At 34.1% G+C, this 25,609-nt stretch carries 24 protein-coding genes and 1 tRNA gene; 12 read left to right on the top strand and 13 right to left on the bottom strand.

The window, feature by feature from the left end:
* Positions 1 to 6: 6 nt before the first annotated feature.
* Together pcp and trhO are read right to left on the bottom strand one after the other, a co-directional pair.
* Positions 7 to 645 carry a pyroglutamyl-peptidase I gene (pcp, locus tag P7F85_RS00910; RefSeq protein WP_002466586.1) on the bottom strand — a complete coding sequence of 213 codons (639 nt, stop codon included), beginning with the start codon at positions 643 to 645 and terminating at the stop codon, positions 7 to 9.
* 111 nt (positions 646 to 756) lie between these two features.
* A complete protein-coding gene (gene trhO, locus P7F85_RS00915) occupies positions 757 to 1,719 on the bottom strand; it encodes an oxygen-dependent tRNA uridine(34) hydroxylase TrhO (protein ID WP_002466585.1) in 963 nt (320 codons plus the stop codon).
* A gap of 333 nt (positions 1,720 to 2,052) precedes the next feature.
* On the opposite strand from trhO, the gene P7F85_RS00920 reads away from it, so the two are divergent.
* Positions 2,053 to 3,024, top strand: a complete 972-nt coding sequence (locus P7F85_RS00920; RefSeq protein WP_002466583.1) for an SMP-30/gluconolactonase/LRE family protein — start codon at positions 2,053 to 2,055, stop codon at positions 3,022 to 3,024.
* Between the two features lie 59 nt (positions 3,025 to 3,083).
* Here P7F85_RS00920 and P7F85_RS00925 read toward each other — a convergent pair whose 3' ends face one another.
* Positions 3,084 to 3,599 carry a YceI family protein gene (locus P7F85_RS00925; protein ID WP_002451375.1) on the bottom strand — a complete coding sequence of 172 codons (516 nt, stop codon included), beginning with the start codon at positions 3,597 to 3,599 and terminating at the stop codon, positions 3,084 to 3,086.
* A gap of 225 nt (positions 3,600 to 3,824) precedes the next feature.
* On the opposite strand from P7F85_RS00925, the gene P7F85_RS00930 reads away from it, so the two are divergent.
* Both P7F85_RS00930 and P7F85_RS00935 read left to right on the top strand, forming a co-directional pair.
* Positions 3,825 to 4,355, top strand: coding sequence for a VOC family protein (locus P7F85_RS00930; protein WP_002466578.1), 531 nt, complete (start codon positions 3,825 to 3,827; stop codon positions 4,353 to 4,355).
* Between the two features lie 49 nt (positions 4,356 to 4,404).
* Positions 4,405 to 5,217 carry an alpha/beta hydrolase gene (locus P7F85_RS00935; protein WP_046464459.1) on the top strand — a complete coding sequence of 271 codons (813 nt, stop codon included), beginning with the start codon at positions 4,405 to 4,407 and terminating at the stop codon, positions 5,215 to 5,217.
* 59 nt (positions 5,218 to 5,276) lie between these two features.
* On the opposite strand, the gene P7F85_RS00940 is transcribed toward P7F85_RS00935, so the two are convergent.
* Entirely contained in the window at positions 5,277 to 6,842 is a 1,566-nt protein-coding gene (locus tag P7F85_RS00940) for a YfcC family protein (RefSeq protein WP_002466598.1), read from the bottom strand.
* Between the two features lie 246 nt (positions 6,843 to 7,088).
* Positions 7,089 to 9,347 (bottom strand): ATP-binding cassette domain-containing protein, encoded by a 2,259-nt coding sequence (locus P7F85_RS00945; RefSeq protein WP_002466595.1) that lies wholly within the window; start codon positions 9,345 to 9,347, stop codon positions 7,089 to 7,091.
* A 383-nt stretch (positions 9,348 to 9,730) separates the two neighbouring features.
* Between P7F85_RS00945 and lip the strand changes: the two genes are divergently transcribed.
* Both lip and P7F85_RS00955 read left to right on the top strand, forming a co-directional pair.
* Positions 9,731 to 11,971, top strand: a complete 2,241-nt coding sequence (lip, locus tag P7F85_RS00950) for a YSIRK-targeted triacylglycerol lipase (protein ID WP_031464099.1) — start codon at positions 9,731 to 9,733, stop codon at positions 11,969 to 11,971.
* Positions 11,972 to 12,273: 302 nt separating this feature from the next.
* Entirely contained in the window at positions 12,274 to 12,600 is a 327-nt protein-coding gene (locus P7F85_RS00955) for a hypothetical protein (protein ID WP_002466171.1), read from the top strand.
* Positions 12,601 to 12,709: 109 nt separating this feature from the next.
* Here the strand turns inward: P7F85_RS00955 and P7F85_RS00960 are convergent.
* From P7F85_RS00960 to P7F85_RS00970, 3 genes are all read right to left on the bottom strand, one after another.
* Positions 12,710 to 12,799: transfer RNA gene (locus P7F85_RS00960), tRNA-Ile, on the bottom strand.
* Between the two features lie 120 nt (positions 12,800 to 12,919).
* Entirely contained in the window at positions 12,920 to 13,051 is a 132-nt protein-coding gene (locus tag P7F85_RS00965) for a hypothetical protein (RefSeq protein ID WP_002466168.1), read from the bottom strand.
* Between the two features lie 50 nt (positions 13,052 to 13,101).
* Entirely contained in the window at positions 13,102 to 13,245 is a 144-nt protein-coding gene (locus P7F85_RS00970) for a hypothetical protein (RefSeq protein ID WP_002466174.1), read from the bottom strand.
* A gap of 381 nt (positions 13,246 to 13,626) precedes the next feature.
* Here P7F85_RS00970 and P7F85_RS00975 point away from each other — a divergent pair, with 381 nt between their 5' ends.
* Positions 13,627 to 14,796 (top strand): MFS transporter, encoded by a 1,170-nt coding sequence (locus tag P7F85_RS00975; protein WP_015364632.1) that lies wholly within the window; start codon positions 13,627 to 13,629, stop codon positions 14,794 to 14,796.
* Between the two features lie 51 nt (positions 14,797 to 14,847).
* Here the strand turns inward: P7F85_RS00975 and P7F85_RS00980 are convergent, their stop codons facing one another.
* Entirely contained in the window at positions 14,848 to 16,383 is a 1,536-nt protein-coding gene (locus P7F85_RS00980; protein WP_015364633.1) for a bifunctional metallophosphatase/5'-nucleotidase, read from the bottom strand.
* Positions 16,384 to 16,602: 219 nt separating this feature from the next.
* Here P7F85_RS00980 and P7F85_RS00985 point away from each other — a divergent pair, with 219 nt between their 5' ends.
* The 6 genes from P7F85_RS00985 (at position 16,603) to P7F85_RS01010 (ending at position 21,573) form a co-directional block, all read left to right on the top strand.
* Positions 16,603 to 17,559: a phosphate/phosphite/phosphonate ABC transporter substrate-binding protein gene (locus P7F85_RS00985; RefSeq protein ID WP_002466175.1), complete on the top strand. Its 957-nt coding sequence runs from the start codon at positions 16,603 to 16,605 to the stop codon at positions 17,557 to 17,559.
* 147 nt (positions 17,560 to 17,706) lie between these two features.
* Positions 17,707 to 18,480, top strand: a complete 774-nt coding sequence (gene phnC, locus P7F85_RS00990; RefSeq protein ID WP_002466170.1) for a phosphonate ABC transporter ATP-binding protein — start codon at positions 17,707 to 17,709, stop codon at positions 18,478 to 18,480.
* Between the two features lies 1 nt (position 18,481).
* On the top strand, positions 18,482 to 19,282 hold the full coding sequence (gene phnE, locus P7F85_RS00995) for a phosphonate ABC transporter, permease protein PhnE (protein WP_447158553.1): 801 nt from the start codon (positions 18,482 to 18,484) through the stop codon (positions 19,280 to 19,282).
* A complete protein-coding gene (gene phnE / locus P7F85_RS01000; RefSeq protein WP_002466167.1) occupies positions 19,279 to 20,094 on the top strand; it encodes a phosphonate ABC transporter, permease protein PhnE in 816 nt (271 codons plus the stop codon). The genes phnE (P7F85_RS00995) and phnE (P7F85_RS01000) overlap by 4 nt, the downstream gene beginning before the upstream one ends.
* A gap of 238 nt (positions 20,095 to 20,332) precedes the next feature.
* On the top strand, positions 20,333 to 21,100 hold the full coding sequence (locus P7F85_RS01005; RefSeq protein ID WP_002466169.1) for a tyrosine-protein phosphatase: 768 nt from the start codon (positions 20,333 to 20,335) through the stop codon (positions 21,098 to 21,100).
* A 131-nt stretch (positions 21,101 to 21,231) separates the two neighbouring features.
* On the top strand, positions 21,232 to 21,573 hold the full coding sequence (locus tag P7F85_RS01010; RefSeq protein WP_002466177.1) for a hypothetical protein: 342 nt from the start codon (positions 21,232 to 21,234) through the stop codon (positions 21,571 to 21,573).
* A gap of 55 nt (positions 21,574 to 21,628) precedes the next feature.
* Here the strand turns inward: P7F85_RS01010 and P7F85_RS01015 are convergent, their stop codons facing one another.
* The 4 genes from P7F85_RS01015 to P7F85_RS01030 all read right to left on the bottom strand — a co-directional run bounded on the left by P7F85_RS01015 (position 21,629) and on the right by P7F85_RS01030 (position 25,434).
* Positions 21,629 to 21,955: a cysteine protease inhibitor staphostatin B gene (locus P7F85_RS01015; RefSeq protein WP_002466176.1), complete on the bottom strand. Its 327-nt coding sequence runs from the start codon at positions 21,953 to 21,955 to the stop codon at positions 21,629 to 21,631.
* A gap of 36 nt (positions 21,956 to 21,991) precedes the next feature.
* Positions 21,992 to 23,182, bottom strand: coding sequence for a C47 family peptidase (locus P7F85_RS01020; RefSeq protein ID WP_015364634.1), 1,191 nt, complete (start codon positions 23,180 to 23,182; stop codon positions 21,992 to 21,994).
* Positions 23,183 to 23,270: 88 nt separating this feature from the next.
* Positions 23,271 to 24,221 carry a trypsin-like serine peptidase gene (locus P7F85_RS01025; protein WP_002466998.1) on the bottom strand — a complete coding sequence of 317 codons (951 nt, stop codon included), beginning with the start codon at positions 24,219 to 24,221 and terminating at the stop codon, positions 23,271 to 23,273.
* A 283-nt stretch (positions 24,222 to 24,504) separates the two neighbouring features.
* Positions 24,505 to 25,434: a hypothetical protein gene (locus P7F85_RS01030; RefSeq protein WP_031464097.1), complete on the bottom strand. Its 930-nt coding sequence runs from the start codon at positions 25,432 to 25,434 to the stop codon at positions 24,505 to 24,507.
* Positions 25,435 to 25,609: the final 175 nt, after the last annotated feature.

Consider the following 25,609-nt stretch of genomic DNA (forward strand, 5'->3'; position numbering starts at 1 on the left):
TATGAATTAATGTGTCTCACCTAAAGCAATTTTGATGTCATCATTTCTGTCAATTGCTTCGATTGCTGCAATTAACCCTTTAACAATTGTGTCCAGTGATAATGAGGGTGATTGTTCTGATGATTCGACTTGTTCTGGAATATAAGGCACATGAATGAATCCAAATAGCATGTTTGGAAAGCGTGTAGCATTTAAGTAACCGAGTTGATATAAAATATGATTACATACAAACGTACCTGCACTGTTTGATAGTTTTGCAGGGATGCCTTGTTGTTTGATATTTTCTGTCATTCGTTTAACAGGTAAATTTGAAAAATAAGCTGGTGCACCCTTAAGTTGTATAGGAATATCGATAGGTTGTTGTCCGTCATTATCAGCTATTCTGGCATCATCTATATTGATACCGATACGTTCAGGGGTGATTTCGGCACGCCCACCGGCTTGACCTACTGCAACGACAGCATCATATTGTTCAGAATCTAACGCTTGTTGTATGACATTCATCACTTTATGAAAGACTGTTGGCACTTCTAACTTTGTAATATCATGTTGTCCGATATGGTCAGGCAACTGCTTAACCGCCTCCCAAGAAGGATTAACTTGATTGCCCTCAAATGGATCAAATCCAGTAACTAGAATCTTCATACGCCCACCTCTTAATATGATTTATTTATATAGTATCATTTAAACCCAATGACTCAATAAAAAAACAGGTCGTAAAACGTATCGTTTTACGGCCTGTTTTAAATATTTTAATTATGCGTGTGCATGTTCTGGAACGTCTTTGAAGTTTTCTAAACGACGTTCCCATTCTTCATCACTAATATCATGTGTTGCAACGTAACGGTTGCGTTCATGTTTAGCGCAGTCGTATGAGCATGCGCCTAAATATTTTTCTTCATTTTCTTCTGAAACAAGGATTTGTTTGTTACATTCTGGGTTGGCACAATTGATATAACGTTCGCAAGGTGTGCCGTCGAAATGTTCTTTACCGACCACTGTTTTCTCAACTTGGTTAACATCTACGCTAATACGTTCATCGAAGACATACATTTTACCATCCCAGTATTGGCCTTTGGTTTCTGGGTCTTTACCATAAGTTGCGATACCGCCGTGTAATTGACCAACGTTTTCGAAGCCTTCTTTAACTAACCAGCCTGAGAATTTTTCACAACGAATACCACCTGTACAATAAGTGACAATGTTTTTACCGTCTAATTTGTCTTTGTTGTCGCGAATCCAATCTGGCAAGTCTCTGAAACGTGTAATGTCTGGACGCACAGCACCACGGAAATGACCTAAATCAAATTCGTAATCATTTCTAGCATCTAAGATGACTGTATTTTCATCTTCAAGTGCTTCTTTAAATTCTTTTGGTGAGTAGTATTTACCAGTTGTTTCACGTGGATCTACATCTTCTTCTAAATCAAGTGCAACGATTTCTTTTCTTGGACGTACGTGCATTTTTTTGAATGTGTGACCTTCAGCTTCATCAATTTTGAATGTCATGTCTTTAAAACGTTCGTCTGCATGCATATGTTCAATATATTTATCTGTATCTTCTTTAGTACCTGATAGTGTACCGTTGATACCTTCTGTTGATACTAAGATACGTCCTTTTAAGTTATTCTCTTTACAGAATGCTAAGTGTTCTGCAGCAAATGTTTCGGGGTCTTCAATCGTTGTATATTTGTAATATAAAAGTACTCTATAATCCATTTTCTATTCTCCTCTAATCTATTAATCTATGTGTTTTACATCATTATTTATGCATTGTTAAGCGTTTCGTTAATGTCTACGTATTTTTACACCATTATAATATTGTACCAAAATTAGCAAATGATTCAATATCTCAGCTTATAAATCATTCAAGTGACTGAGTATTTAAATGTATTTTACTAAGATATAAAACTGACAAAATAAGGCAATAATGATTTGAAAATGTGCTTATGTCACAGAATCAGTAAATTGGTTATATCCCTCAATGACTTTAAATTTAATTTCAGATAAAATAGTGATGATATCATTATATATGAAAGAAGGGGTATGAAAATGGAAAATAATGGTTTGCCAACATTAAAGTATGAAGGGCTATCGGCTAGTGTGGCGCCGATTGTTTCGGAAAGTGAATTGCAAACGATAATAGCTGAACCATGGGTGGAAATCTCGGATAAAGGATTACAACTTGAGGGCTTAAACTTTGATCGTGATGGGCAATTATTCTTACTCGATGTCTTTGAAGGTAATATCTTTAAAGTTAATCCTGATACTAAAGAAGTGACACGTCCATTTAAATCGAAAAAAGAAAATCCAGCAGCCATCAAAATTCATAAAGACGGTCGATTATTTATATGCTATTTAGGTGATTTCAAATCGACAGGTGGCATATTTGCTACAACTGACAAAGGGGACCAATTTGAAGAGATTATTTCAGAATTAAATACGGAATATTGTATTGACGATATGGTATTTGATCGTAAAGGTGGCTTTTATTTTACTGATTTTAGAGGTTATTCAACTCATCCTCTAGGCGGTGTGTATTATGTATCACCAGATTTTCAAAAGGTGACACCTGTGATTCAAAATATTAGTGTCGCAAATGGTGTGGCCTTAAGTACAGATGAACGTGTACTTTGGGTGACTGAAACGACTACGAACCGATTACATCGTATTGAATTAGAAGAAGATGGTGTGACAATTGCACCATTCGGCGCGACGATTCCTTATTATTTTACTGGTCATGAAGGTCCAGATTCTTGCTGTATTGATAGTGATGATAATTTGTATGTTGCAATGTATGGACAAGGGAGAGTCTTAGTATTTAATAAAAAAGGCTATCCTATTGGGCAAATTTTAATTCCAGGTCGAGATGAAGGTCATATGCTACGCTCTACGCATCCACAATTTATTCCTGATACAAATCAACTTATTATTTGTTCAAATGACATCGAAATGGGTGGAGGATCGATGTTATATACGGTAAATGGATTTGCTAAAGGTCATCATAGTTTCCAATTTCATTAAAAAAAGTATGAAAAAAACGGTTTTCTACGTATATGTAGAAAACCGCTTTTTAATATTTATTAGTCTTGGATTGAAAATTCTGCTGAAACTTCGAATTTTACTTCTCTACCTAACATTACGCCACCAGTTTCTAATGCTTGGTTAAAGCTAATGCCATATTTTTCTCTATCGATTTTACCAGTTACGATGAAACCAGTTACTTGTTCACCGTTCATAGGATTTTTACTTACGCCATTATATTCAACGTCGAATTTTTCTTCGTGTGTTTCGCCTTTGATTGTTAAGTCGCCAACAACACTATTTTCACTTACTTCTTTAGATACGAAAGTGATTTTATCAAATTCATCAGTACCGAAGAAATCGCCTGTTTTTAAGTGGTTGTCACGGTCTTCGTTACCAGTATTGATTGAAGCAGGATCAATTGTTGCAGTTGCTTTTAAAGTACTTAAATCGTTAATATCGCCTTCAACGTTAACGTCGAATTTTTCGAATGCACCTTTCACTTTTGAAACCATTAAATGTTTGATTTGGAAATCTAATGCACTGTGTACGCTATCGAATGTAAATTGAGTCATAATTAACTCCTCCGTTTTCTCTTTTTAAATATATCATTTATATTTGATATAAAGAATATACCACGTACATTTTAGAAAAGCAAACTTTTTATTATTAAATCTTCAAAAGTTTATATCTTTTCTACTCTAAAAGTAGATTTAATTTCTAAATGTGTCAAATGAAAACATATTGGGAATAGAAAATAAAAAGACAGGTAAATATTTTAATCAAAGGAGTTATCAAAGATGAGCATCACAAGAGGTATCAATCATATTGGATTGACTGTTCCAGACATTGAACTAGCGACAGAATTTTTCAAACAAGGATTAGACGGGAAAGTGGCTTATGAAAGTCAAACACAAAAAGATAGTCCTAGAGAGGGCGAATTTGTTGAAGAGGTATTAGGCCTTGAGAAAGGTGCCAAAATTATTAAAAAACGAATGATGGTTTTTGGTAATGGTCCAAATATTGAACTTTTTGAATTTAAAGATGCTACGCAACAACAAGCTGTATCATTACAAGATATAGGTTTCACGCATCTTTCATTCTATGTAGATTATTTTGAGAAAGCTTTGGCACAAATCAAACGTGCAGGTGGGCAACCCATATCTGAACCACATCTAAATACACGTTATGAAGATACGAAAGATAATCAAACGGTTTATGTTAAGACGCCGTGGGGAAGCTTAATTGAGTTACAAACGATACCAAATGGTTATTATTATCCTCCTGATAGTGAAGCTGATGTATTTATTCCGAATAAAGTTGATGAATGATGTCATTATTGTTCGAAAGTGGGTATAAGTGAACTAAAGGGGGATGACAATGAATTATATTAAATACATTCAATCAGCAGACGGTACTAACCTATATGCGAAGGTCAACGAGGTATCGGAACCAAAGGCCAATATCATTGTTGTTCACGGTTTAGCTGAACACCTTGAACGTTATGATCATATCACTACATTTTTAAATGATAATCAATTTAACGTCATTAGATACGATCAACGTGGACACGGTCGTTCAGAAGGAAAGCCTGTATTTTATAGTAATAAAGATGAAATTGTTGAAGATTTAGATGCGATGATTCAATTTGTGAAAGAAACCTACAAAGGTAATGTCTATCTTATTGGACATAGCATGGGCGGATACACAGTCACATTATATGGAACAAAACATCCTGGTCTTGTCGATGGTATGATCACTTCTGGGGCATTGACACGGTATAACCTGAAATTATTTGGAGAACCTGACCGTAGTCAACCAGAAGATAAATATTTACCGAATGAACTTGGTGACGGTGTATGTTCAGATGAAGATACGATTCGAAAGTATGAATTAGACGATTTAGTAGCGAAAGATATCTCTTTTGGATTAATTTATACATTGCTTGATGGCGTAGAATTATTAAAAGCACAAGCAGCATCGTTTACTGATCCTATATTAATATTACATGGTAAGGAAGATGGTCTTGTGAGTTATCAAGATTCACTTGAATTGTTCAATGACATTAGTTCCGAACATAAATCAATCCATATTTATGATGGACTAAAACATGAAATATTTAATGAGGTTTCATATAATCAAAGTATTTTCCAGGAAATAGTAGACTGGTTAAATCATAATGTATCTCAATAAAATGATAACCGGGATAGTGCTAGCTATGCACTTATCCCGGTTATTTTTATATCAAACGATTAATGTAATAAAACTTGTGTGACTAACATGCCACCACCAAATACAAGTACAAAGACGACAACAGGCCATACAAAACGGAACCAGTGAGAATAACGCATATTAAGCATTTGTAATGTTGCCATGACTAAACCTGTTGGTGCTAAGAATAGCATTGCATATTGTCCAAATTGATATGCAGATACAATAGTATATCTAGGAATACCAACTGTATCAGCTAGTGGTGCGAAAATAGGCATCGCTAACACAGCTAATCCAGATGATGATGGAATAATGAATCCTAGGAAGAAGAAGATAAATAATAAAGCGATTATAAATAATGGACCTTGAATATGTTCTACGAGTGAAGAAGAAAAATGTAAAATCGTATCTGAAATGCGACCATTATTTAATACTAAGTTAATGCCACGTGCTAATCCGATAATGAGTGATACCCCAACTAAACTGGAAGCACCTTTGACAAATTCATCTACGACACCTTGTTCACCTAAACCATTAGGACCAGTTGCAGTGAGTAGCATGATAATAATGGTAAAGATAAGGAATGCAGAAGCCATTGTTGGGAACCACCAACCTTGTGACATCACACCCCATACCATGACTGGGAAAGGTATCACAAAGAGTAGTAAAATTAACTTTTTACGCATTGTAAATGATTGTTGTGTGGTATCGTGCTGCATCACAGACCATTGTTGATCAAATTCGTCTTTGTCTTCGTAACTATAAGACGCGGTAGGGTCTTTTTTAATTTTTTTACTATACCAATAGAGGTAACCAATAACAAATAGTGCGCCGATAATACAACCAGCGATACGCCAATACAAACCTTCAGTAAATGTAGTGCCGGCTGCATTAGATGCGATAACTACTGAAAATGGATTGATCGTAGAGAATGTTGAGCCCATCGAACTTGCTAAAAAGATAGCCCCCACACAAACAATAGAGTCATATCCCATAGCTAAAAAGATAGGGACAAGTATAGGATAGAAAGCTACAGCTTCTTCCTCAATACCACATAAGGTACCACCAAGAACCATTAATATAGATACAAAGAAGATTAATAAAAATTCTCTGCCTTTGGTCTTTTTAGTTAGCGCCAGTAAGCCAGATTCAAAGGCACCACTAGCTTGAACGACACCAATTAAACCACCGAGTACTAAAATGAATACCATAATATCAGCAGCTTCAATCGTACCATTTACCATACTACTCGTAATATCAGACAAATGAGCAGGGTGTTGATCTAAGCGCTCATATGTATTGGGAATGGATACAGGTTTATTAATAGCACCTGAAGTAAATTGATCAATATCAATTTTGACACCCATCTTATCTAGTTCATGTTGTGTAGCTTTGTGTGTTTCAACTTTACCTTGCGGACTTTCGACCTTTAATACATGATCATCATAAGATAATTTAGAGTAAGAACCTGCAGGAATCATCCAAGTTGCTAAAACAGCTAAAATCGTTAAGATGAATAAAATTGCAAATGCACCAGGCATTTTTAACTTAAACTTTCTTTTTGGTGAAGATGTATGACCATCGTTCATTGTGTGTTCCGTTTCCATTCAATCTCCTCCCTATACATACTTTGTTAGTGAATAATTATAAATAAATATACATATAATTTCAAACAAATTAAGCATAACATTAATTATGAAAAATAATGAGGAAAAATTAACATTTTCAAAGAAAAAATAATTGAGAATTAATGAAGTTCAATCCCACTGACTAAGCTGTAATTAAATCATGTTGCCTAAAAATAACCAGTACGTTTTTGTCTTCACGTACTGGTTTCGTCTGCCATCAATATACTATTGTTCGATATATCTTCTTAGATGTTTGGCGGTTACAGATTGTTCAACATCAAGTAAGCCCTGTGGTTCGCCGCTATAAAGGAGTTGTCCGCCTTTATCACCTGCATAGGGACCGATATCAATAAACCAATCTGCTTGTGTCATCATTGTTAAGTTATGCTCGATTAGGATTACTGTGTTACCTTGATCAATTAAATGATTGAAACATTCGATGAGTATGGGAAGGTCGTCTTCATGAAGACCAGTCGTAGGTTCATCAAAAATAAATATGGCATCATGTACGGTTTCTGTTAAATATTTACTCAATTTAACACGTTGTATCTCCCCACCAGAAAGTGTATCTAGAGATTGTCCTAGTGTCATGTAATTTAAGCCAGTATTTGCTAAAGCTTGTAATGGTTGAACAATGTGCTTATCATTTTTGAATTTTTCGATGGCTTCTTGGACAGTTAATGATAAAATATCAGCAATTGAGTAGCCATCAACTTTGGCTTCAAGTACTTCGGGACGATACCTTGTACCGCCACACATTTCACATGTTTGAGAGAAGTCAGGCATAAATGCCAACTCCGTTTTAATAATGCCCTTACCGTGACATTCGGGGCAGGCACCTTCAGAATTATAACTGAACATACTTTTTTTAAGGCCAGTTTGTTGACTGAAGAACGCGCGCACGTCATCAAAGATATTTAAATAAGTTAGCAAGTTTGAACGGTTTGATGCGTGGGCAGGTTTTTGGTCTATGAAAATCGCATGGCTATCTTTTTCAAATGCTGATGTAATTAATGAACTTTTACCTGAACCTGCTACACCAGTTACGACAGTCATTGCATGTTTAGGCAATTGAGTAGTGATGTGTTGCAAATTATTTTTAGAAATATCATTAATCTCTAACATATCATTGTTTGATCTAATGTCATCTTTTAAAGTATGCGTACGATGAAGTGCTTGGCCGGTACTCGTTTGAGATTTGAGTAAATCTCTATAAGTGCCTTCAAATGTAATTTCGCCACCATCTTTACCAGCTAAAGGTCCAATATCTATAACATGATCGGCAGTCTTGATAACGTCAGGGTCATGTTCTACAACAAGTACTGTATTGCCTTTATCTTTTAAAGATTGCATTAAGTCATTAATCCGTTGAATATCCTCAGGATGAAGTCCCACACTCGGTTCATCGATAATATAGACAAGGTCACTGAGTGGACTATTCAAATGTCTGATGAGCTTAATTCGCTGTGATTCACCACCTGATAAAGATGTCGTTTCCCGTGATAAAGTTAGGTAGTTAAGACCAACATAGCTCAATGATTTAAGTTGTTGTTTGAGTGGTTCGATAATAACTTGTGCTTTGGTCGATTCAATTGTTTCTAAAAACGCTAAAGCATCATCGATTTGTAAATCGGTAAAATCAGCAACATTCATCCCATTGATTTTACAACTTAATACTTTGTCATTAAGTCGTTTACCATGGCATGACGGACAAGCATGTTTAGTTACAACACGTTCAATATCTTTCGCAAAGCGTTTTTTCTCAAAGTTATCATTTAATAAAAAGGAACGTCTAAATCTATGAATTAATCCTTCAAACTTTGCGGTTCTAGGCCAATTTGCTGGTGGATTTTTAAGCTTTGTTGGTTCTGTGTATAAAAACGTGTCTAATTCTTCTTTAGTATAATTTTTTAATTTTTTATCATTATCAAATAAACCTGTATATAAATAACGTTTTCCTCTCCAACTGTCAGGACGAAATGATGGAAAGTTAATCGCATCTTCATTTAAGGACTTATCAAAATCAAGCAGTTCATTTAAATCGATATCTTCGACATAGCCTAATCCTGAACATGTTTCGCACATGCCTCGTGTATTATTAAATGAAAAGACATCGGAGTATCCGACAAATGGTTCGCCAATACGCGACCATAATAAACGTACAGAAGCATAAATATCTGAAATCGTGCCTACTGTAGAACGCGAATTACCACCTAAACGTTTCTGATTAATAATCATCGCTACAGGTAGATGTTGAATTTGATCGACTTCTGGTTTGGAATATTGACTTAATTGATGTTGGATATAACTCGAGTAAGTTTCATTGAGTAAACGTTCAGATTCGGCTGCTAGCGTATTAAATACTAGGGAAGACTTACCTGAACCGGAGCGCCCTGTAAAAACAGTTAATTGATGTTTAGGAATGGTTACATCTATATTTTTTAAATTATTTTGCTTGGCACCAATAATTTTGATTTCTGACATGTGTTTCACCTCTTAATACGGTATTACCCTAATATGTATTTTCAATTCGTTATGAATAGTCATTTAATAGCGCTTATTCGCCATAAGATGAAGTGTGTATAATTACAAAAAATAAAAATTGTATAGAATTGGATTTGATTATTGACTTTTCAGACAAATTTTCGTAACATTTTAATCAATTACTAGTTAAAGTAAGTGTAAGTGATGATGTCGAAATTTTTTATTTTAATATTATTGTAAGCGCTTACTAACAAAAGAAAGGATGGTTCTTATGAAAGCTTGGTTTACAAAATTAATTGAGTTTTTACCACGTGCAATTGTCAATTTATTCATCTAGTCATTTAGGATTGATTTAAAAATAAAATAAAATAGAGGTGCCGAATATGAAAAATAGAGAAAATAAATATAGTATTCGTAAATTTAGTGTAGGAACATCTTCCATTTTAATCGCAGCATTATTATTTATTGGTGGAGGTTCTGCTCAAGCAGCTGAAAATCAAGATAAGGGAAATGTTGATTCAGAAGCACAACAAGCACAATCTATTGGGGAACAACAGGGAAATGATGTTAAAAATGAACAAACAAATCAATCTAGTGAATTAAAAGAACGTAACGATAGCGTTGAAGCACAAAATGACAATCAACAAGATGCAACACCAACAAGCTTACATAAAGAAACATCTGAGAAAGATACTACACAAACGTCACAAGACAATACTGAAGAGAAACAAACAAAAGATGCAACAGTAGAAACTGAGCAATCAGCTAATCAAGTGCAACAAGATGTTAAAACAACTAAAGAAAAAACAACAGAAGATCAAGCAACAAAGTCTGTTGAAAAATCTGATGCTACAACGCCAAATCAAAAGGACAAAGCTGATGGCAAAGCAACAAAAGAAGAAACGCCAACACCTAGTCCAAAGGCGCAAGATAAAGCATCATCAACTCAAACGCATCAACATGATGTAGATCCAGAATTTAATAGCAAACATAAAGCTTCACAAGTGGATCCAGAATTTAGTCATAAGCAAGCGCAAAAGAAAGCGGATGTAGATTCAGAGTTCAATAAAAATCATAAAGCGCAACAGGTCGATCCAGATTTCTCTCGACGTCATGCTACAGAAAAAGCGACTCATGCTACTGTGAATAAAGAAAAAGCAGATGCCACAATTAATCAAAAAGACCAACAAAAAGTGACAGCACAATCAGTTGATCAAAAAGCTACAGCTCCGAAGCAAACTGATTCATCTCAAAAATCAAAACAAAAGCAACCTGTCTCTCTTGAACAATTAGAAAAAGATTCACCATTATTATCAAAAGATAATCCAAGTAAAAAAGATAAAGAACAAAAAGACGGTTTACAAGCGCTAAAATCGAATTCAGTTGCCACATTAAATAATCAGTCTAAAAATAAAGTAGCTGTAGCAGATAAAGACCAAACAAATAAGAAAGCTAAACAACAACAGTATAAAAATCATGATCCTATCATTCTCGTTCATGGATTTAATGGATTCACTGATGATATTAACCCAGCTGTTTTATCACATTATTGGGGTGGCGATAAAATGAATATTCGCCAAGATTTAGAAGAAAACGGCTACAAATCATATGAAGCAAGTATCAGTGCCTTCGGTAGTAACTATGACAGAGCGGTAGAACTATACTACTATATCAAGGGTGGTCGTGTAGATTACGGTGCAGCACATGCTGCGAAATATGGTCATGAGCGATATGGTAAAACATATGAAGGTGTATATAAAGACTGGAAACCAGGTCAAAAAGTGCACTTAGTTGGTCATAGTATGGGTGGACAAACGATTCGCCAACTTGAAGAACTTTTAAGAAATGGTAACCAAGAGGAAATTGAGTATCAGAAGAAACATGGTGGTACAATTTCACCATTATTCAAAGGCAATAATGATAATATGGTTTCTTCAATTACGACACTTGGTACACCACATAATGGTACACACGCTTCAGATGTATTAGGTAATGAAGCGGTTGTAAGACAGGTTGTTTATGATATTGGTAAAGCCTTTGGTAATAAAGATTCAAGAGTCGACTTTGGTTTATCTCAATGGGGCTTAAAACAAAAACCAAATGAATCATATATCGATTATGCTAAACGTGTGAAAAACTCTAAGTTATGGAAATCACAAGACAATGGTTTCTATGATTTAACTCGAGATGGTGCAACAGACTTAAACCGTAAAACATCATTAAATCTAAATATTGTATATAAAACATATACTGGTGAGGCAACACATCCATCACTATTTGGTAGACAAAAAGCAGATTTAAACATGTTCTTACCATTTATTTTAACTGGAAATGTGATCGGTAAAGCTAACGAAAAAGAATGGAGAGAAAATGATGGACTTGTATCTGTGATTTCTTCACAACATCCATTTAATCAAAAATATACACAAGCAACAGATAAAAACCAAAAAGGTATTTGGCAAGTAACACCTACAAAACATGATTGGGATCATGTTGACTTTGTTGGACAAGATAGTTCTGATACAGTAAGAACTAGAGAAGAATTACAACAATTCTGGCATGGTCTAGCAGATGATTTAGTACAAAGTGAAAAGTTAACATCAGAGCAAAAAGCACAAGCATAATTAAGATACTATATCTTTAATAAAGAAAGGAGCATGCACTATGACTGCGGATTTCTTCCAATTAATCGGATCATTCTTCAAAGTATTAAAAGAATTATTTAAGTAATATATAAGTAAAGTACCTCACATGCTTTATGAGCATGTGAGGTACTTTTTTAATGTAAAAAAACAATTGAATTTAAATATCTAAATTTATAAAAGTAAAAAATATTTAAAGAAATATAAAAATAAATGATTTAATTATAAAAAGTTGTTATGATATAGATGTGTCAATGATTCACTTTTGGAAGGAGATTTTAAAAATGAAAAAAATGACAATGTTAGCAGGTTCAGTATTAGCAGGCACACTCGCAGTTGCAGGTGTATCTGGTGTGGCGGACGCAAGCTCAGTACATAAAACTGCCAAACACCAACATCAAACAACTCAAGGTGACCGTCCTTATGGTGGAATTGCACCTAAGGGTATGTCAGAGAAACAATATGCAGAATTAGAAAAGAGATTACCAAAAGCAAGTGAAGTATCAACTAAAGAATATAATCAATTAGTGGATAAAGAAACACAACGCATCGCTGATAAATATGACGTGACTATTCATGCACCGCAAAAAACATTCCATCCACATCAATAATTCATAAATAATAAGGCGTCTCGCACAATGCGGGACGCCTTTATTGGTGAATAAAAAGAACCTAAGACATAAAGAAATGTCTCAGGTTACAATAATAAATATTCAGTAGCGGAGGGAGAAGGATTTGAACCAACGCGAGCACGAAGCTCCTACCAATCATAAATGATTGGCCTCTTAAGCCAGACTTGAGTATCCCTCCAAATCAATTAACAAAGAACAGTATATAACTATCTATAGTAAATGTAAAGATAAATGGATTAAAAAATTAAAAATTTGTAAAGACGTGCAATATTCTAAAAGAATCAATTTAATTTTATAGTTAAATGAATCCTTTAACTATACGAATCAAGCCATAAATGATTTCAGGTATACTTTGAAATAAAATTTCATTGGTTGTCTCTTTTAGAATGTCCATTTTACTTCTTTTACGATTTTTATTTTTTGTTGCCAAAATCTATCCCTCCAGTTAAGCATCATCATAATAAAAGTTAAATGCACACTTTAAAACAATGAACGAATTAGACGCATAAGACCACCTACCATTTCAGGTAAAAAGTTAAATACGTCTGCCCAAAATGAGTCTTTAGTTTGTTTTTCATCTTCAGCAATTACTTTTTCGTCTTGCTGGTCTTGTTGAGATGTCATTGTAGTTACCTCCATATTCATGATCGTATTGCTCTTCCATTTCATTATAACGTTCATTTAGTATCTATCATAATATAATAGGGTTATGTGGGTTAGCCCAATCAATATCAAGTTTGTCACATGATTGTCAAAAATTAATCATATGCATGATGATGTATAGACATTCAATTTACAATGAAATGATATTAAGATGATAGTGCTCTAGAATGCCTAATCCAAAATTGTCTTAATTTTAATATAATGAAAATGAAATGAAAGCTTATGAAAACTCGTATTGAAGATTTCGAAAAATTTCTATATACCTCTTCACGTTGTTCAAAATCTTTTGTAGTATATCACTCATGTTGATTTTTTGAACGAAACGAAAAGGGGGAAGCAGTGATGAGAGAAAATAAAATGATGTTTTTTATTTTTATGTTAGGTACGTTTACTGTTGGTATGGCTGAGTATGTTGTCACAGGATTACTTACACAAATATCTGATGACATGCATGTATCTATTTCAAGTGCGGGACTGCTTGTGAGTGTCTATGCGATTAGTGTGGCAGTGATTGGTCCATTCATGCGTATATTTACGATGAAAGTCCATGCGCATCGCTTGTTACCTGTGCTTGTAGCTATATTTATCGTGAGTAACTTAGTAGGAATGTTAGCGCCTAATTTTAATGTGCTCTTATTATCAAGATTAATGTCTGCAGCTATGCATGCACCGTTCTTTGGCGTTTGTATGAGTGTAGCAGCGGCTGTTGCACCACCAGCTAAGAAACCGCAAGCAATTGCCTTAGTTCAAGCGGGTCTAACGATAGCAGTCATGATTGGTGTGCCGTTCGGATCATTTTTAGGTGGCTTGGCTAATTGGAGAGTTGTATTTGGTATCATGATTATCTTAGCAGTGATAACGATGTTAGGTATGATGAAGTTTACACCTCACGTTTCATTAAGCGCGGAAGCCAATATTTCTAAAGAATTAACCGTATTTAAGAACCCACACATTTTAATTGTGATTTCTATCATCGTATTTGGTTATTCAGGTGTGTTTACAACTTATACGTTTATGGAACCAATGATTCATGACTATGCACCTTTTAAAATAATTGGATTAACCGTATGTTTATTCTTATTTGGGCTAGGTGGTGTAATTGGTAATTTAGTGACAGGTAGTGTACCAGAACACGCTCTAACTAAATATTTATTCTATACGTTCTTCTTATTATTTATTACTATTATCTTATTCGTTACTTTTGTTCATTATGCAGTATTAGCATTACTCATTTGTTTCTTATTTGGATTTGGAACATTTGGTACAACACCGCTGTTAAATAGTAAAATTATATTAAGTGCACATGAAGCACCATTACTAGCAAGTACGCTAGCTGCTTCTATATTTAATGTAGCTAACTTTATTGGTGCTATACTGGGTTCAATATTATTATCAATTGGATTACCATATATGACGATTACATTCATATCTGGTGGTATTATTATTTTAGGTATCATACTCAATACAGTAAATAATGTTTACGAGAAAAAGCACATACAATTTCATAATTAATTAATAACCCTGTTCGACACGTGATCGAGCAGGGTTTCTCATATTTAATCATTACTTTTTAACTTTAAAATTGACGACCTGAGGAATATGAGAATTTGAATGTGCTTGAAGGTAATCGATAATTAATTGTGCGCCGTCAATTTGGATATCTTTAACAACTGGTGCGTTGGCGTACATATCATATTGACCGCCACCCACTGAACGATAGTTATTCACACAAATTGTATACATTTGATCAAAGTCTAATGGTTCACCATTGAATTGAATATGTGACACACGTTGTCCTCTAGGCTGACTAGCTTGAATCGTGTAACTTACACCGGCGAATATATCATAGTTAAAATGTTGAGGTTTCGGTTCCATAAAATCTTTACTGATGGTGATTTCTTCTTGAATAACATCAAAATATTCAGCAGAGCGTTCTATTGCAGCTTTAATATCTGCACCGCTAACACGTAATACTTTAAATGTATTTGGGAAAGGATAATTGTTAATGACATCACGCATTGTAACGTGTTTTGTAAAACCAGTTGCTGAATCAAATAAGGCTGTACATGCCATATCGGCACCACTCTTAGCTAATAAGACGTAATTTAAAAAATTGATAAATGGATGTGGTGCTATACGAGCTTCAAATGCATCATCCACAATCATTTCATTAGGTAGTTCAGCAATCTGAGTATCGAGCCAGTCTTCTAATTGACTTCTTAAATAGCGATCATCTTCATTAACAACAAAGTCATCATCATCGCTAACCGGTAATAAACTACATGACGCAATGCGTTCATGAGTGTCATCGTTCAAATTCAGAACAACTTTGCCTATAGATCGACCTCGTGTACCAGGTTGTATGACTGCCGTTTGGTTGAATAACGTTGCGATATCTCTATGTTGATGACCTGTAATGAATATATCAATATCATCACAGAAGTGTTCTAAAATTGCATAACCTTCATTTTCACCTGTTTGTGCTTCGGTAGCGTCTCCAGTTTCTAAATCTTTTTCAAAGCCACCGTGATAGCTCACAACAACAAAGTCTGATTGGCGGCGTACTTCGGGTAGCCAACGTTGTAATGTTGTTACGGCACTTTCAAAGGTGAGTGACTGGATGTGTTCAGGTTGCTCCCAATGAGGGATATACTGCGTCGTTAATCCAATCACGCCAATTGTTTTACCATTAACATCGAAATAGTGAATGCCCTGATGCGTGAGTAATTCACCATTCTCAAAGATATTGGCACATAACACCGGATAGTTTAGACGATTCAATGTATCTTTCAAATAAGGTAACCCGTAATTGAATTCATGATTACCTAGCGTACCAAAGTCAAAGGACATACGATTATAGAAATTGACTAGAGGCTGACTATTCTTGATATGAGAGACGAGATAATTACAAAATGGTGAGCCTTGTAAAAAATCACCATTATCTATTTTAATATGATAAGCGTAATGTTGTTGGTCTTTTTCAATCAAATGATTAGCCAACAATAAGCCCATAGGTAGGTATTGGTCTCTTTTGGAGAAATCTGTTGGAAATATGTAACCATGTATATCGCTCACTACGTAAAACGCAAGTTGTTCCATAAAATATCACTCCTCTTTACTCATCATGAATTATAGAACAATATTGTTACATTGTGTATTATTAAATAAAATTTACAAAACCTTCAACTGTATTTAAAAATAAGTTATTAAAATTCATTTTAATATAATAAAAAATAACTTTAATATGTGGTAATCTATAAGTGTAATTTTATTATATACATATTACACCAAATACGTATTAGAAGGGACAGTTATTAGATGAAAAAGTTGAAGTGTTTATTGATTCTTGTTTTATCAGTCATTATGTTTACGGCAGCATGTGGAAATTCAAGCTCTTTAGATAATCAAAAGAGTTCTGACAAAGGTTCAGATTCTAAATCTGGAGATTATAAACCAAAAGAACTAACGGTACAATTTGTACCATCACAAAATGCAGATAAATTAGAAGCGAAAGCGAAGCCACTTGAAAAACTTCTGTCTAAAGAATTGGATATGCCAGTTAAAGTATCCGTTTCTACCAACTACAATACAATTGTCGAAGCCATGAAATCTAAAAAAGTAGATGTCGGCTTCTTACCTCCTACAGCTTACACATTAGCACATGATCAAAAAGCAGCAGATTTATTATTACAAGCACAACGTTATGGTGTGAACAAAGATGGTTCACCTAATAAGCAACTTGTGGATGACTACAAATCAGAAATTTTAGTGAAGAAAGACTCAGATATTAAAAGCTTAAAAGATTTAAAAGGTAAGAAAATTGCCTTACAAGATGTAACTTCAACAGCAGGTTACACATTCCCATTAGCTACATTAAAAGAAGAAGCGGGTATTAATGCAACTAAAGATATGAAAATCGTCAACGTTAAAGGGCATGACCAAGCAATCATTTCATTATTAAATGGTGATGTAGATGCAGCAGCCGTATTTAACGATGCACGTAATATTGTTAAGAAAGATCAACCAGATGTATTCAAAGATACTAAAATTTTAAAACTTACGGATGCGATTCCTAATGATACGATTTCTGTAAGACCCGATATGGATAAAAAATTCCAAGATAAATTGAAAAAAGCATTTAAAGATATTTCAAAAACCAAAGAGGGACATAAAATAATTAAAGAAGTATACTCACATGAAGGTTATACTGATACAGATGATTCTAAATTTGATGTTGTCAGAGAAAATGAAAAAGCAGTTAAAGATATGAAGTAATGCAAAAAACAACTACTTAAATAAAGTTCAAATGACTTAAACAAAGTACATGACTTTGAAATGCTAAGTGTTGAATTGGATGAAATATTGGGAGATTTTGATATTCAATTCGCCTTAGTATTTCTTTGTAAAAGAAAGGTGTCAAACATGAGTCAAATAGAATTTAAAGATGTCAGTAAGGTTTATCCTAACGGACATGTAGGATTAAAAAATATTAATTTAGAAATAGAAAAGGGAGAATTTGCGGTTATAGTTGGCTTATCTGGGGCAGGTAAATCAACATTACTAAGATCAGTCAATCGTCTCCATGATATTACATCTGGTGAGATTTTCATTCAAGGCCAATCGATAACGAAAGCACGAGGAAAAGAATTACTCGAAATGCGCCGTAACATTGGTATGATTTTCCAACATTTTAATTTAGTTAAACGTTCTAGTGTTTTGAGGAATGTATTAAGTGGGAGAGTGGGCTATCATCCTACTTGGAAAATGGTGCTTGGGTTATTTCCTAAAGAAGATAAAATTAAAGCAATGCATGCACTAGAACGCGTAAATATTTTAGATAAGTATGATCAACGTTCGGATGAACTTTCAGGCGGACAACAACAGCGTATTTCAATTGCACGTGCATTATGCCAAGAGTCTGAAATCATATTGGCAGATGAACCTGTAGCATCGTTAGACCCATTAACAACGAAACAGGTTATGGATGATTTAAAGAACATCAATCAAGAATTAGGCATTACGATTTTAATTAACTTACACTTTGTCGATTTAGCAAGAGAATATGGTACTCGTATTATTGGATTACGCGATGGTGAAGTAGTCTATGATGGACCTGCTTCTGAAGCGACTGATGATGTGTTTAGTGACATTTATGGACGCTCAATTAGCGAAGACGAAAAGCTGGGAGTGAATTAATATGACCGCACCAGTACAACAAAAATATGATACATATTTAAAGCGGAAAATGTCGCTCAAGACAAGTTTTACATTTGTATTACTCATCGCGTTAATTGTTTGGAGTTTTATTTATACAGGCTTTAATGTTGGGGACTTAATGGTTGGCTTACCTCAAATAGGTGATTTGTTTGCCCAAATGATTCCACCTGATATGAGCTACTTAAGTCAAATTACACAACCCATGTTAGACACAATTAGAATGGCGATTGTCAGTACTGTATTAGGAAGCATCGTGTCTATTCCAGTCGCATTATTATGCGCCAGTAATATAGTACAGAAGAAATGGATTAATATACCTGCACGATTTGTATTGAATATTGTCCGTACGATTCCAGATCTACTACTTGCGGCGATATTTGTTGCTGTGTTTGGTATTGGTCAAATTCCAGGTATTTTAGCGTTATTTATTTTAACGATTTGTATCATAGGTAAGCTATTATACGAATCGTTAGAAACGATAGATCCAGGACCTATGGAAGCGATGACGGCGGTAGGTGCAAATAAGGTGACATGGATAGTTTATGGTGTAGTGCCACAAGCGATATCATCATTTGCCTCATATGTACTTTATGCATTCGAAGTAAATATACGTGCTTCAGCCGTGCTAGGTTTAGTAGGAGCGGGTGGCATTGGATTGTTTTACGATCAAACATTAGGTCTATTTCAATATCCGAAAACCGCTACCATTATTTTATTCACGTTGGTTATCGTATTCATCATTGATTACGTTAGTACGAAAGTGAGGGAACAACTCGCATGACGACTAAAGAAACGCAATATCCATTACACACTAAAAATCATCGCAAAAAGTTGATTAAACAATGGCTCATTGCAATTGTAGTAGTGAGTATAATTATTTGGGCTTTTTCAGGTGTGCCAAGTTTAGAACTTAAAAGTAAATCTATTGAAATTTTAAAAGCTATTTTTAACGGTTTGTTTCACCCAGATTTAAAATATATTTATATTCCTGAAGGTGAAGACTTATTAAGAGGGCTATTAGAAACATTTGCTATAGCAGTCATTGGTACTTTTATAGCAGCTATTATTTGTATTCCACTTGCATTTTTAGGTGCTCAAAATATGGTGAAATTACGACCTGTTTCAGGTATAAGCAAATTTATATTAAGTGTTATTCGAGTATTTCCAGAAATCGTGATGGCATTAATTTTTATTAAAGCGGTAGGTCCTGGTTCATTTTCAGGTGTTTTAGCACTCGGTATTCATTCAGTTGGTATGTTAGGGAAATTATTGGCAGAAGATATCGAGAGTTTGGATTTTAGCGCCGTAGAATCATTAAAAGCCAGTGGTGCTAATAAAATGAAAACATTAGTGTTTGCAGTTATTCCACAGATTTTACCATCATTTTTATCATTAATCCTTTATCGATTTGAATTGAATTTACGTTCTGCTTCGATTCTTGGATTAATAGGTGCTGGTGGTATTGGGACACCACTTATCTTTGCAATTCAAACTCGTTCTTGGGACCGTGTAGGTATAATATTAATTGGACTTGTAGTCATGGTAGCAATCGTTGATTTGATTTCTGGCGCAATACGTAAACGCATCGTTTAATTAAGCGGATAGGCTAGAGTTTCTCATTATGGGAAACTCTTTTTTTATTAGGAAGCATTTTTTAATAGAAAATCTCATTTTAAGGATGAAAATATAGTTAGCAATCGAATATATATTCACAAGTCATCGTGGTATAATAATATTAAATAAATATTTTATATAATATGTTTGGCATTGTACGAGTATCCTAAATGTTTAAACACTATTATATATGATTCAATGATGGAGATGACAAATCATGATCGATATTCATAACCATATATTGGTTAATATGGATGATGGACCAAAAACGAAACAAGCCATGATTCAGTTGCTTACTCAAGCTAAAAAAGAAGGTATCACAGGCATTATAGCTACACCACACCATCTAAATCCTAAATTTAAGAATAGCTTTCAAGATGTTTCTTTGACATTAGCAGAAATGAGAAAAGTACCAGAAATTAAAGACTTAGGTATCGAATTATTTCCAGGTCAAGAAGTAAGGCTAACAGAAGCAATGATTAAGGAAATTGAATATGGCAGCATACAAGGATTAAATAAATCACGTTATTTATTGATTGAACTACCATTTGGTGATGTACCAGACAATGCTAATCGACTGTGTAATGAATTACAAACTCTAGGATATATACCAATCATAGCGCATCCAGAACGTAATAAAGCAATTGCCAAAAATCCGTATCTATTGTATGAGTTGATTAGTAACGGAGCAATGAGTCAATTGACAGCAAGTTCTTTGTTAGGTGATTTCGGAAGAAGTGCTCAAAAATTATCATTACGTTTTATTGAATGCCATTTAGCACACTTTATAGCATCCGATGCACATTCTGTAGAGCATAGACCTTTTGTATTAAACCAATTATTTGATGAACGTAAGTTAATGCCTTATAGAAATAAAATAGAAGAAATGATTGAAAATGCTAAAGCTATCGTGAACAATGAAGCTGTTTATTCGGATAAACCATGTGAGCCGGAGATGATGAGACGATTTCTAAGATGGTTTTAAAATGAATTTGAATGAATAATGAAAATAATTTAGACAATAGTTGTAAAAGTAATGTGTAAGGTCAAGTGAAGAGAGGTATGGATGAATAACCTGGGAAATGAATTAACCTTTAAAATGAAGAGGTGATAAAGTTGGAAGATAATCAAAAAGTAGTTAATGACAGAACAAATAATGTGTTGGGGGCATTAAGTTATTTAAGTATATTCTTTGCACCTGTACTTTTTCCAATTATTGTTTGGATCGTTGCGGAGCCACCTGCATCTACGTATTCTAAAAAAGCGTTATTAAACCATGTCATGTCTTGGGTTTGTATGGTTTTAGCCATTATTTGTTTTGCAATGGCGCCAGCATTATACAATCAAAGTACAGTGTTAATGGTAATTTTGTTTATTTTGGGTATCGCATTTATCTTAGGATCTGGAGCACTTTTTATTATTAATATCGTTAGAGGGATTCAATTATTAATTGATTAATTACTCATAAGGGAAGCGTCGTTCAATGACTTTGAACGACGCTTTAAATGTAGTATTAGAATTTTTCGTATCTTATGGGTCTTGACGTGCCATACGAATTCTTAACTGATGTTTGTATGAATATATGGTTTGTATCTTCGTAGTCTAAAATATACATGAGTTGAGGATCTTCTTCAGAAGTCAGTTTAATACGTTGATGTTCGGTATCAATTTGAAGAATTTGATATTGATTGTGATTCGTATCAACGCCAGTTCGAATGCTAATAGATTTTTGGGCTGATGGGTTAATCCAATTGCCTATAAATAAGTGAATGGTGTCTTGCTTTGACTTTGTGAGTGTAAGTGCGTCGTCATTAATATGAATAAAGTGGAGTTGATACATAGCGTCGCCTGCCTTCAATCAATATCTATATTATGTTTAATAACCTATCATTGTGTCGTCCCATGTATAGTCTCTGTTGAATGATAAATGAAGTAAATTAGAGTCTGCATCTTGAATAGATAAATCAGTATCCCATGGATTCCAGAAAATCAGTTTGTCTTCATTATTAATTTTAGCATTACCGACAACTGCCATAGCGTGACCAAGATGAGGATCATTAGGATTATTCTCAACACTATGAGCTAATATCATAGCACCTTTATTATCTTTAGTTAATTGATCAATTTGATTATAAGAAGGCATGCCACTTTGATGTTGAATGTCTCTACCTTGTGAATTACCGTATTTAATCATTTGATGTGGGTTAGTTGAGAATTGTGGTAATTCTTCTTCGCTAACATTTGGGTATAGTGTTCTCATAATATCGTGTGCATTATATTTATCTGTATTCTTAGTGGCATTCAGTAGGGCTGCCATACTAAAACCAGCACACCATGAATTATCAAATTGTTGTTCTCTTATTTTGAAGTTTTTTAACGTGTTTTCATATTGAACTTGATTGTCTTGGTTGGCTTCAGCTGCTTGATTTTCATTTATTTTTGTTGGCTCAGATGTGGCTTTAAGTTGTTGTTTAAGATGAGATGACATATGTTGGCTATTTTCTTTATTTTTGATGTTTGTAGGAAGCGGTGTGGCTTTAACTAATCTAACTTGTCCATTTTCTTCGAAGTAGAAGCCTTTTTCATCAGTTAAAATCGTTATATTTGTGTGTTTGTCTTTAATTTCTTCTAAATCTTTAGCGATGAAATTTGAGATTTTAACACTATAGTTTGCATTTTCTTTAGATTGTTTTAAATCAGTTTCATTTTTAGGGCTAATCGTTAATGTATAAATAATTTCGCCATCTTTTAATACTGGATAATAATAACTATTATCTTCTTCACCATTAAATTTATAGATTTTAAATGCTTCGCCTAATTGATAGTCACCAGTTTGGCTATTTTTTTGTTTATCTAGTGCTTGAGCATAGCCTTTATATTGTTGTTGTGCTAGATTCTGAACTTTTTGAGGGACTTTATCATTTTTAACATTAATTTCTAGTTGATTGGACTTCTGTGCAGCATAAGATTTGTTAAGGTCAGTAAAAGCAATGGTTGATAATAAGAGTATGGCAAATAAGAGAATACTTATTAATTTAAACGATATATGTTTATATGAATGATGCATTTAACAACCTCCGATAATGTTTGATGATTGATTTATAAGTATACGTTGTCTGTTTATTCTGAATTTTTATATTAATATGTTTGGCAAGTTACGCTGCGTCTGGATTATCGTAGTTATTATCATCATCGTTGTTATTATTGTTATTATCGTCTGTGCCATTATTGTTATCATTGTCGTCATTATTGTCGCTATTTGAGAAATGAATATCTTCAATATTTTGTTTTAAGAAGTTTTGAACATTGTTGTTGATAAAGACAGCGCCATTATAGCTATTAGCTGCGCCACCCCAATGAATACCAATGACTTCGTTACGGCTATTGAATACAGGTGAACCTGAATTACCACCAGTTGTACTTAAGTCATAGTGCATGTCTTCACCTTGAATTTGAGTAATTTTACCTCTACTTTCCCACATAGTAGCAAGTGGTTTATCTCCTGGATAACCAGTTACAGTAATAGGTTGATTTTGACTTGTGTCCGCATTGTCACTTAAAGTGGCTGGTGTAACAACTTCACCAATATTTTGATTTTTGTCATTAGGTGAGAATTTAACGATGGCTAAGTCCGCATTGCCTGGATATTTAGTGATTTGTTCTCCAGTAAAGCCACCATTTGGATAATTATTTTGATTAACTGCAGAAGGGAAGGCTTTTAAAGCGCGTGGATTTCCGTGAGTCGCATCTACAACATGCTTGTTAGTTAAAAGTTTGTCTTTACCTACAACAACGCCTGATGCGATAAATGTACCTTCGTTTGATTGAACTTGAACGAAAGTAACAGGAGCATAGTGACCTAACGTTGTATCATTAATTTGATGTCGATCATTGTTAGGTAGTATGACATTTGCGCGTTCTTTCTTTTCAACAGGTTTGACGTTATTACCTTTATCAATCTTCGGCGTCTTTTGTTGTTGAGATTGTGTGGTTTGTTGGTGATTATCGGTTGATGATGTCGTTTCTGCATGTGCCGGATTAATTAATGTCGCTGATGTCAAAGTTGCAATTAACAAAGAACTTGCTGTAAAAAACTTAACTTTCATTTTAAAACCTCCTAAAAATTATATTTCCAACACAAATATAACACCAAAAATTTTTAAGTCAATACAAATATATAAAATAATTAAAAAAGGTTTGTAGAAAATAGTGTTTTATGAAATGTTTTCTATAATATTGAATTAAATATCATTTTATATTATTTAATTGTACAAAAATGGATTTTAACTATATAAAAAGCACCGACTAAAACTATAAAAATAGTAATTAGCTGGTGCTTCTTAGTATTATATCAATTATAATGAAATTAATAGTGTTTTAATGATAAGTCTATTTTTTAGCAGATGATTTTCTTAATAAAATAAAAGCTACGCCTAAAACGAGTGTGATTACAAAGCCAATGTATGGCGCACGTGTTCTGTCTTGACCTGTTGCAGGTAATGAATTTGATTGGTGATGAGTTGTTATAGCTGATTGCGGTGTTGTAGTATCATGTGATTGTTGCATTGAACGACTTATCATTGCTTGGTTGTTAGCATGAATAGGTTGTCCAACTGCATCATGGTTAAAGTCAACATCCGCATTTTTATTAGCAACAATCGCATCGCCGTCTTGGTCATGATTGAAGTTGTTATTGATGTTATTGTCAGAAGCAATAGGGTTGCCGTCTTGGTCGTGATTAAAGTTGTTATCGATGTTATTGTCAGAAGCAATAGGGTTGCCGTCTTGGTCGTGATTAAAGTTGTTATCGATGTTATTGTCAGAAGCAATAGGGTTACCATTTTGGTCATGATTAAAGTTGTTATCGATATTGTTGTCTGAGGCAATAGGGTTGCCATCTTGGTCATGATTGAAGTCGCTATCTACGCTATTAGCTGTCATTAGAGGATTACCGTCTTCATCATGGTTGAAGCTAGCATCCACATTATCATTACCAACGATAGCATCACCATTTTGATTATGATTAAAGTTGTTATCGATGTTGTTTTCCGCAGTAATAGGGTTGCCGTCTTGGTCGTGATTGAAGCTGCTATCGATGTTATTTTCCGCAGTAATAGGGTTACCATTTTCGTCGTGATTATAAGTTGAATCTGTTTGATTAACTTGAGTGATGGCATTACCATTCGACTGATGGTTAAAACCTTGGTCTACTTGATTATTTTCTATAGTTGCAGCTGAAGCCTCGTGATGTGATGTAAGAAATAAAGCAGAAGTAGTGATAGTTGCGCCGATTAAGTATTTGATAGAATGATGAGTCAAAAAATCTCCCCTTGAATATATTTATTTATACAGTAAAGAAATTTTATCTAAGTTATTGTAGTTAACTCATAAAGTTAAATGTTTAGTTATCAAAACTTCGTTATGTACAATCTAAATATAGCATCAAATCATTTGAAAGCCCTATGAATCAGGTGTCAATGAAATAACAGTTTTG

Source organism: Staphylococcus sp. aM, from assembly GCF_052975125.1.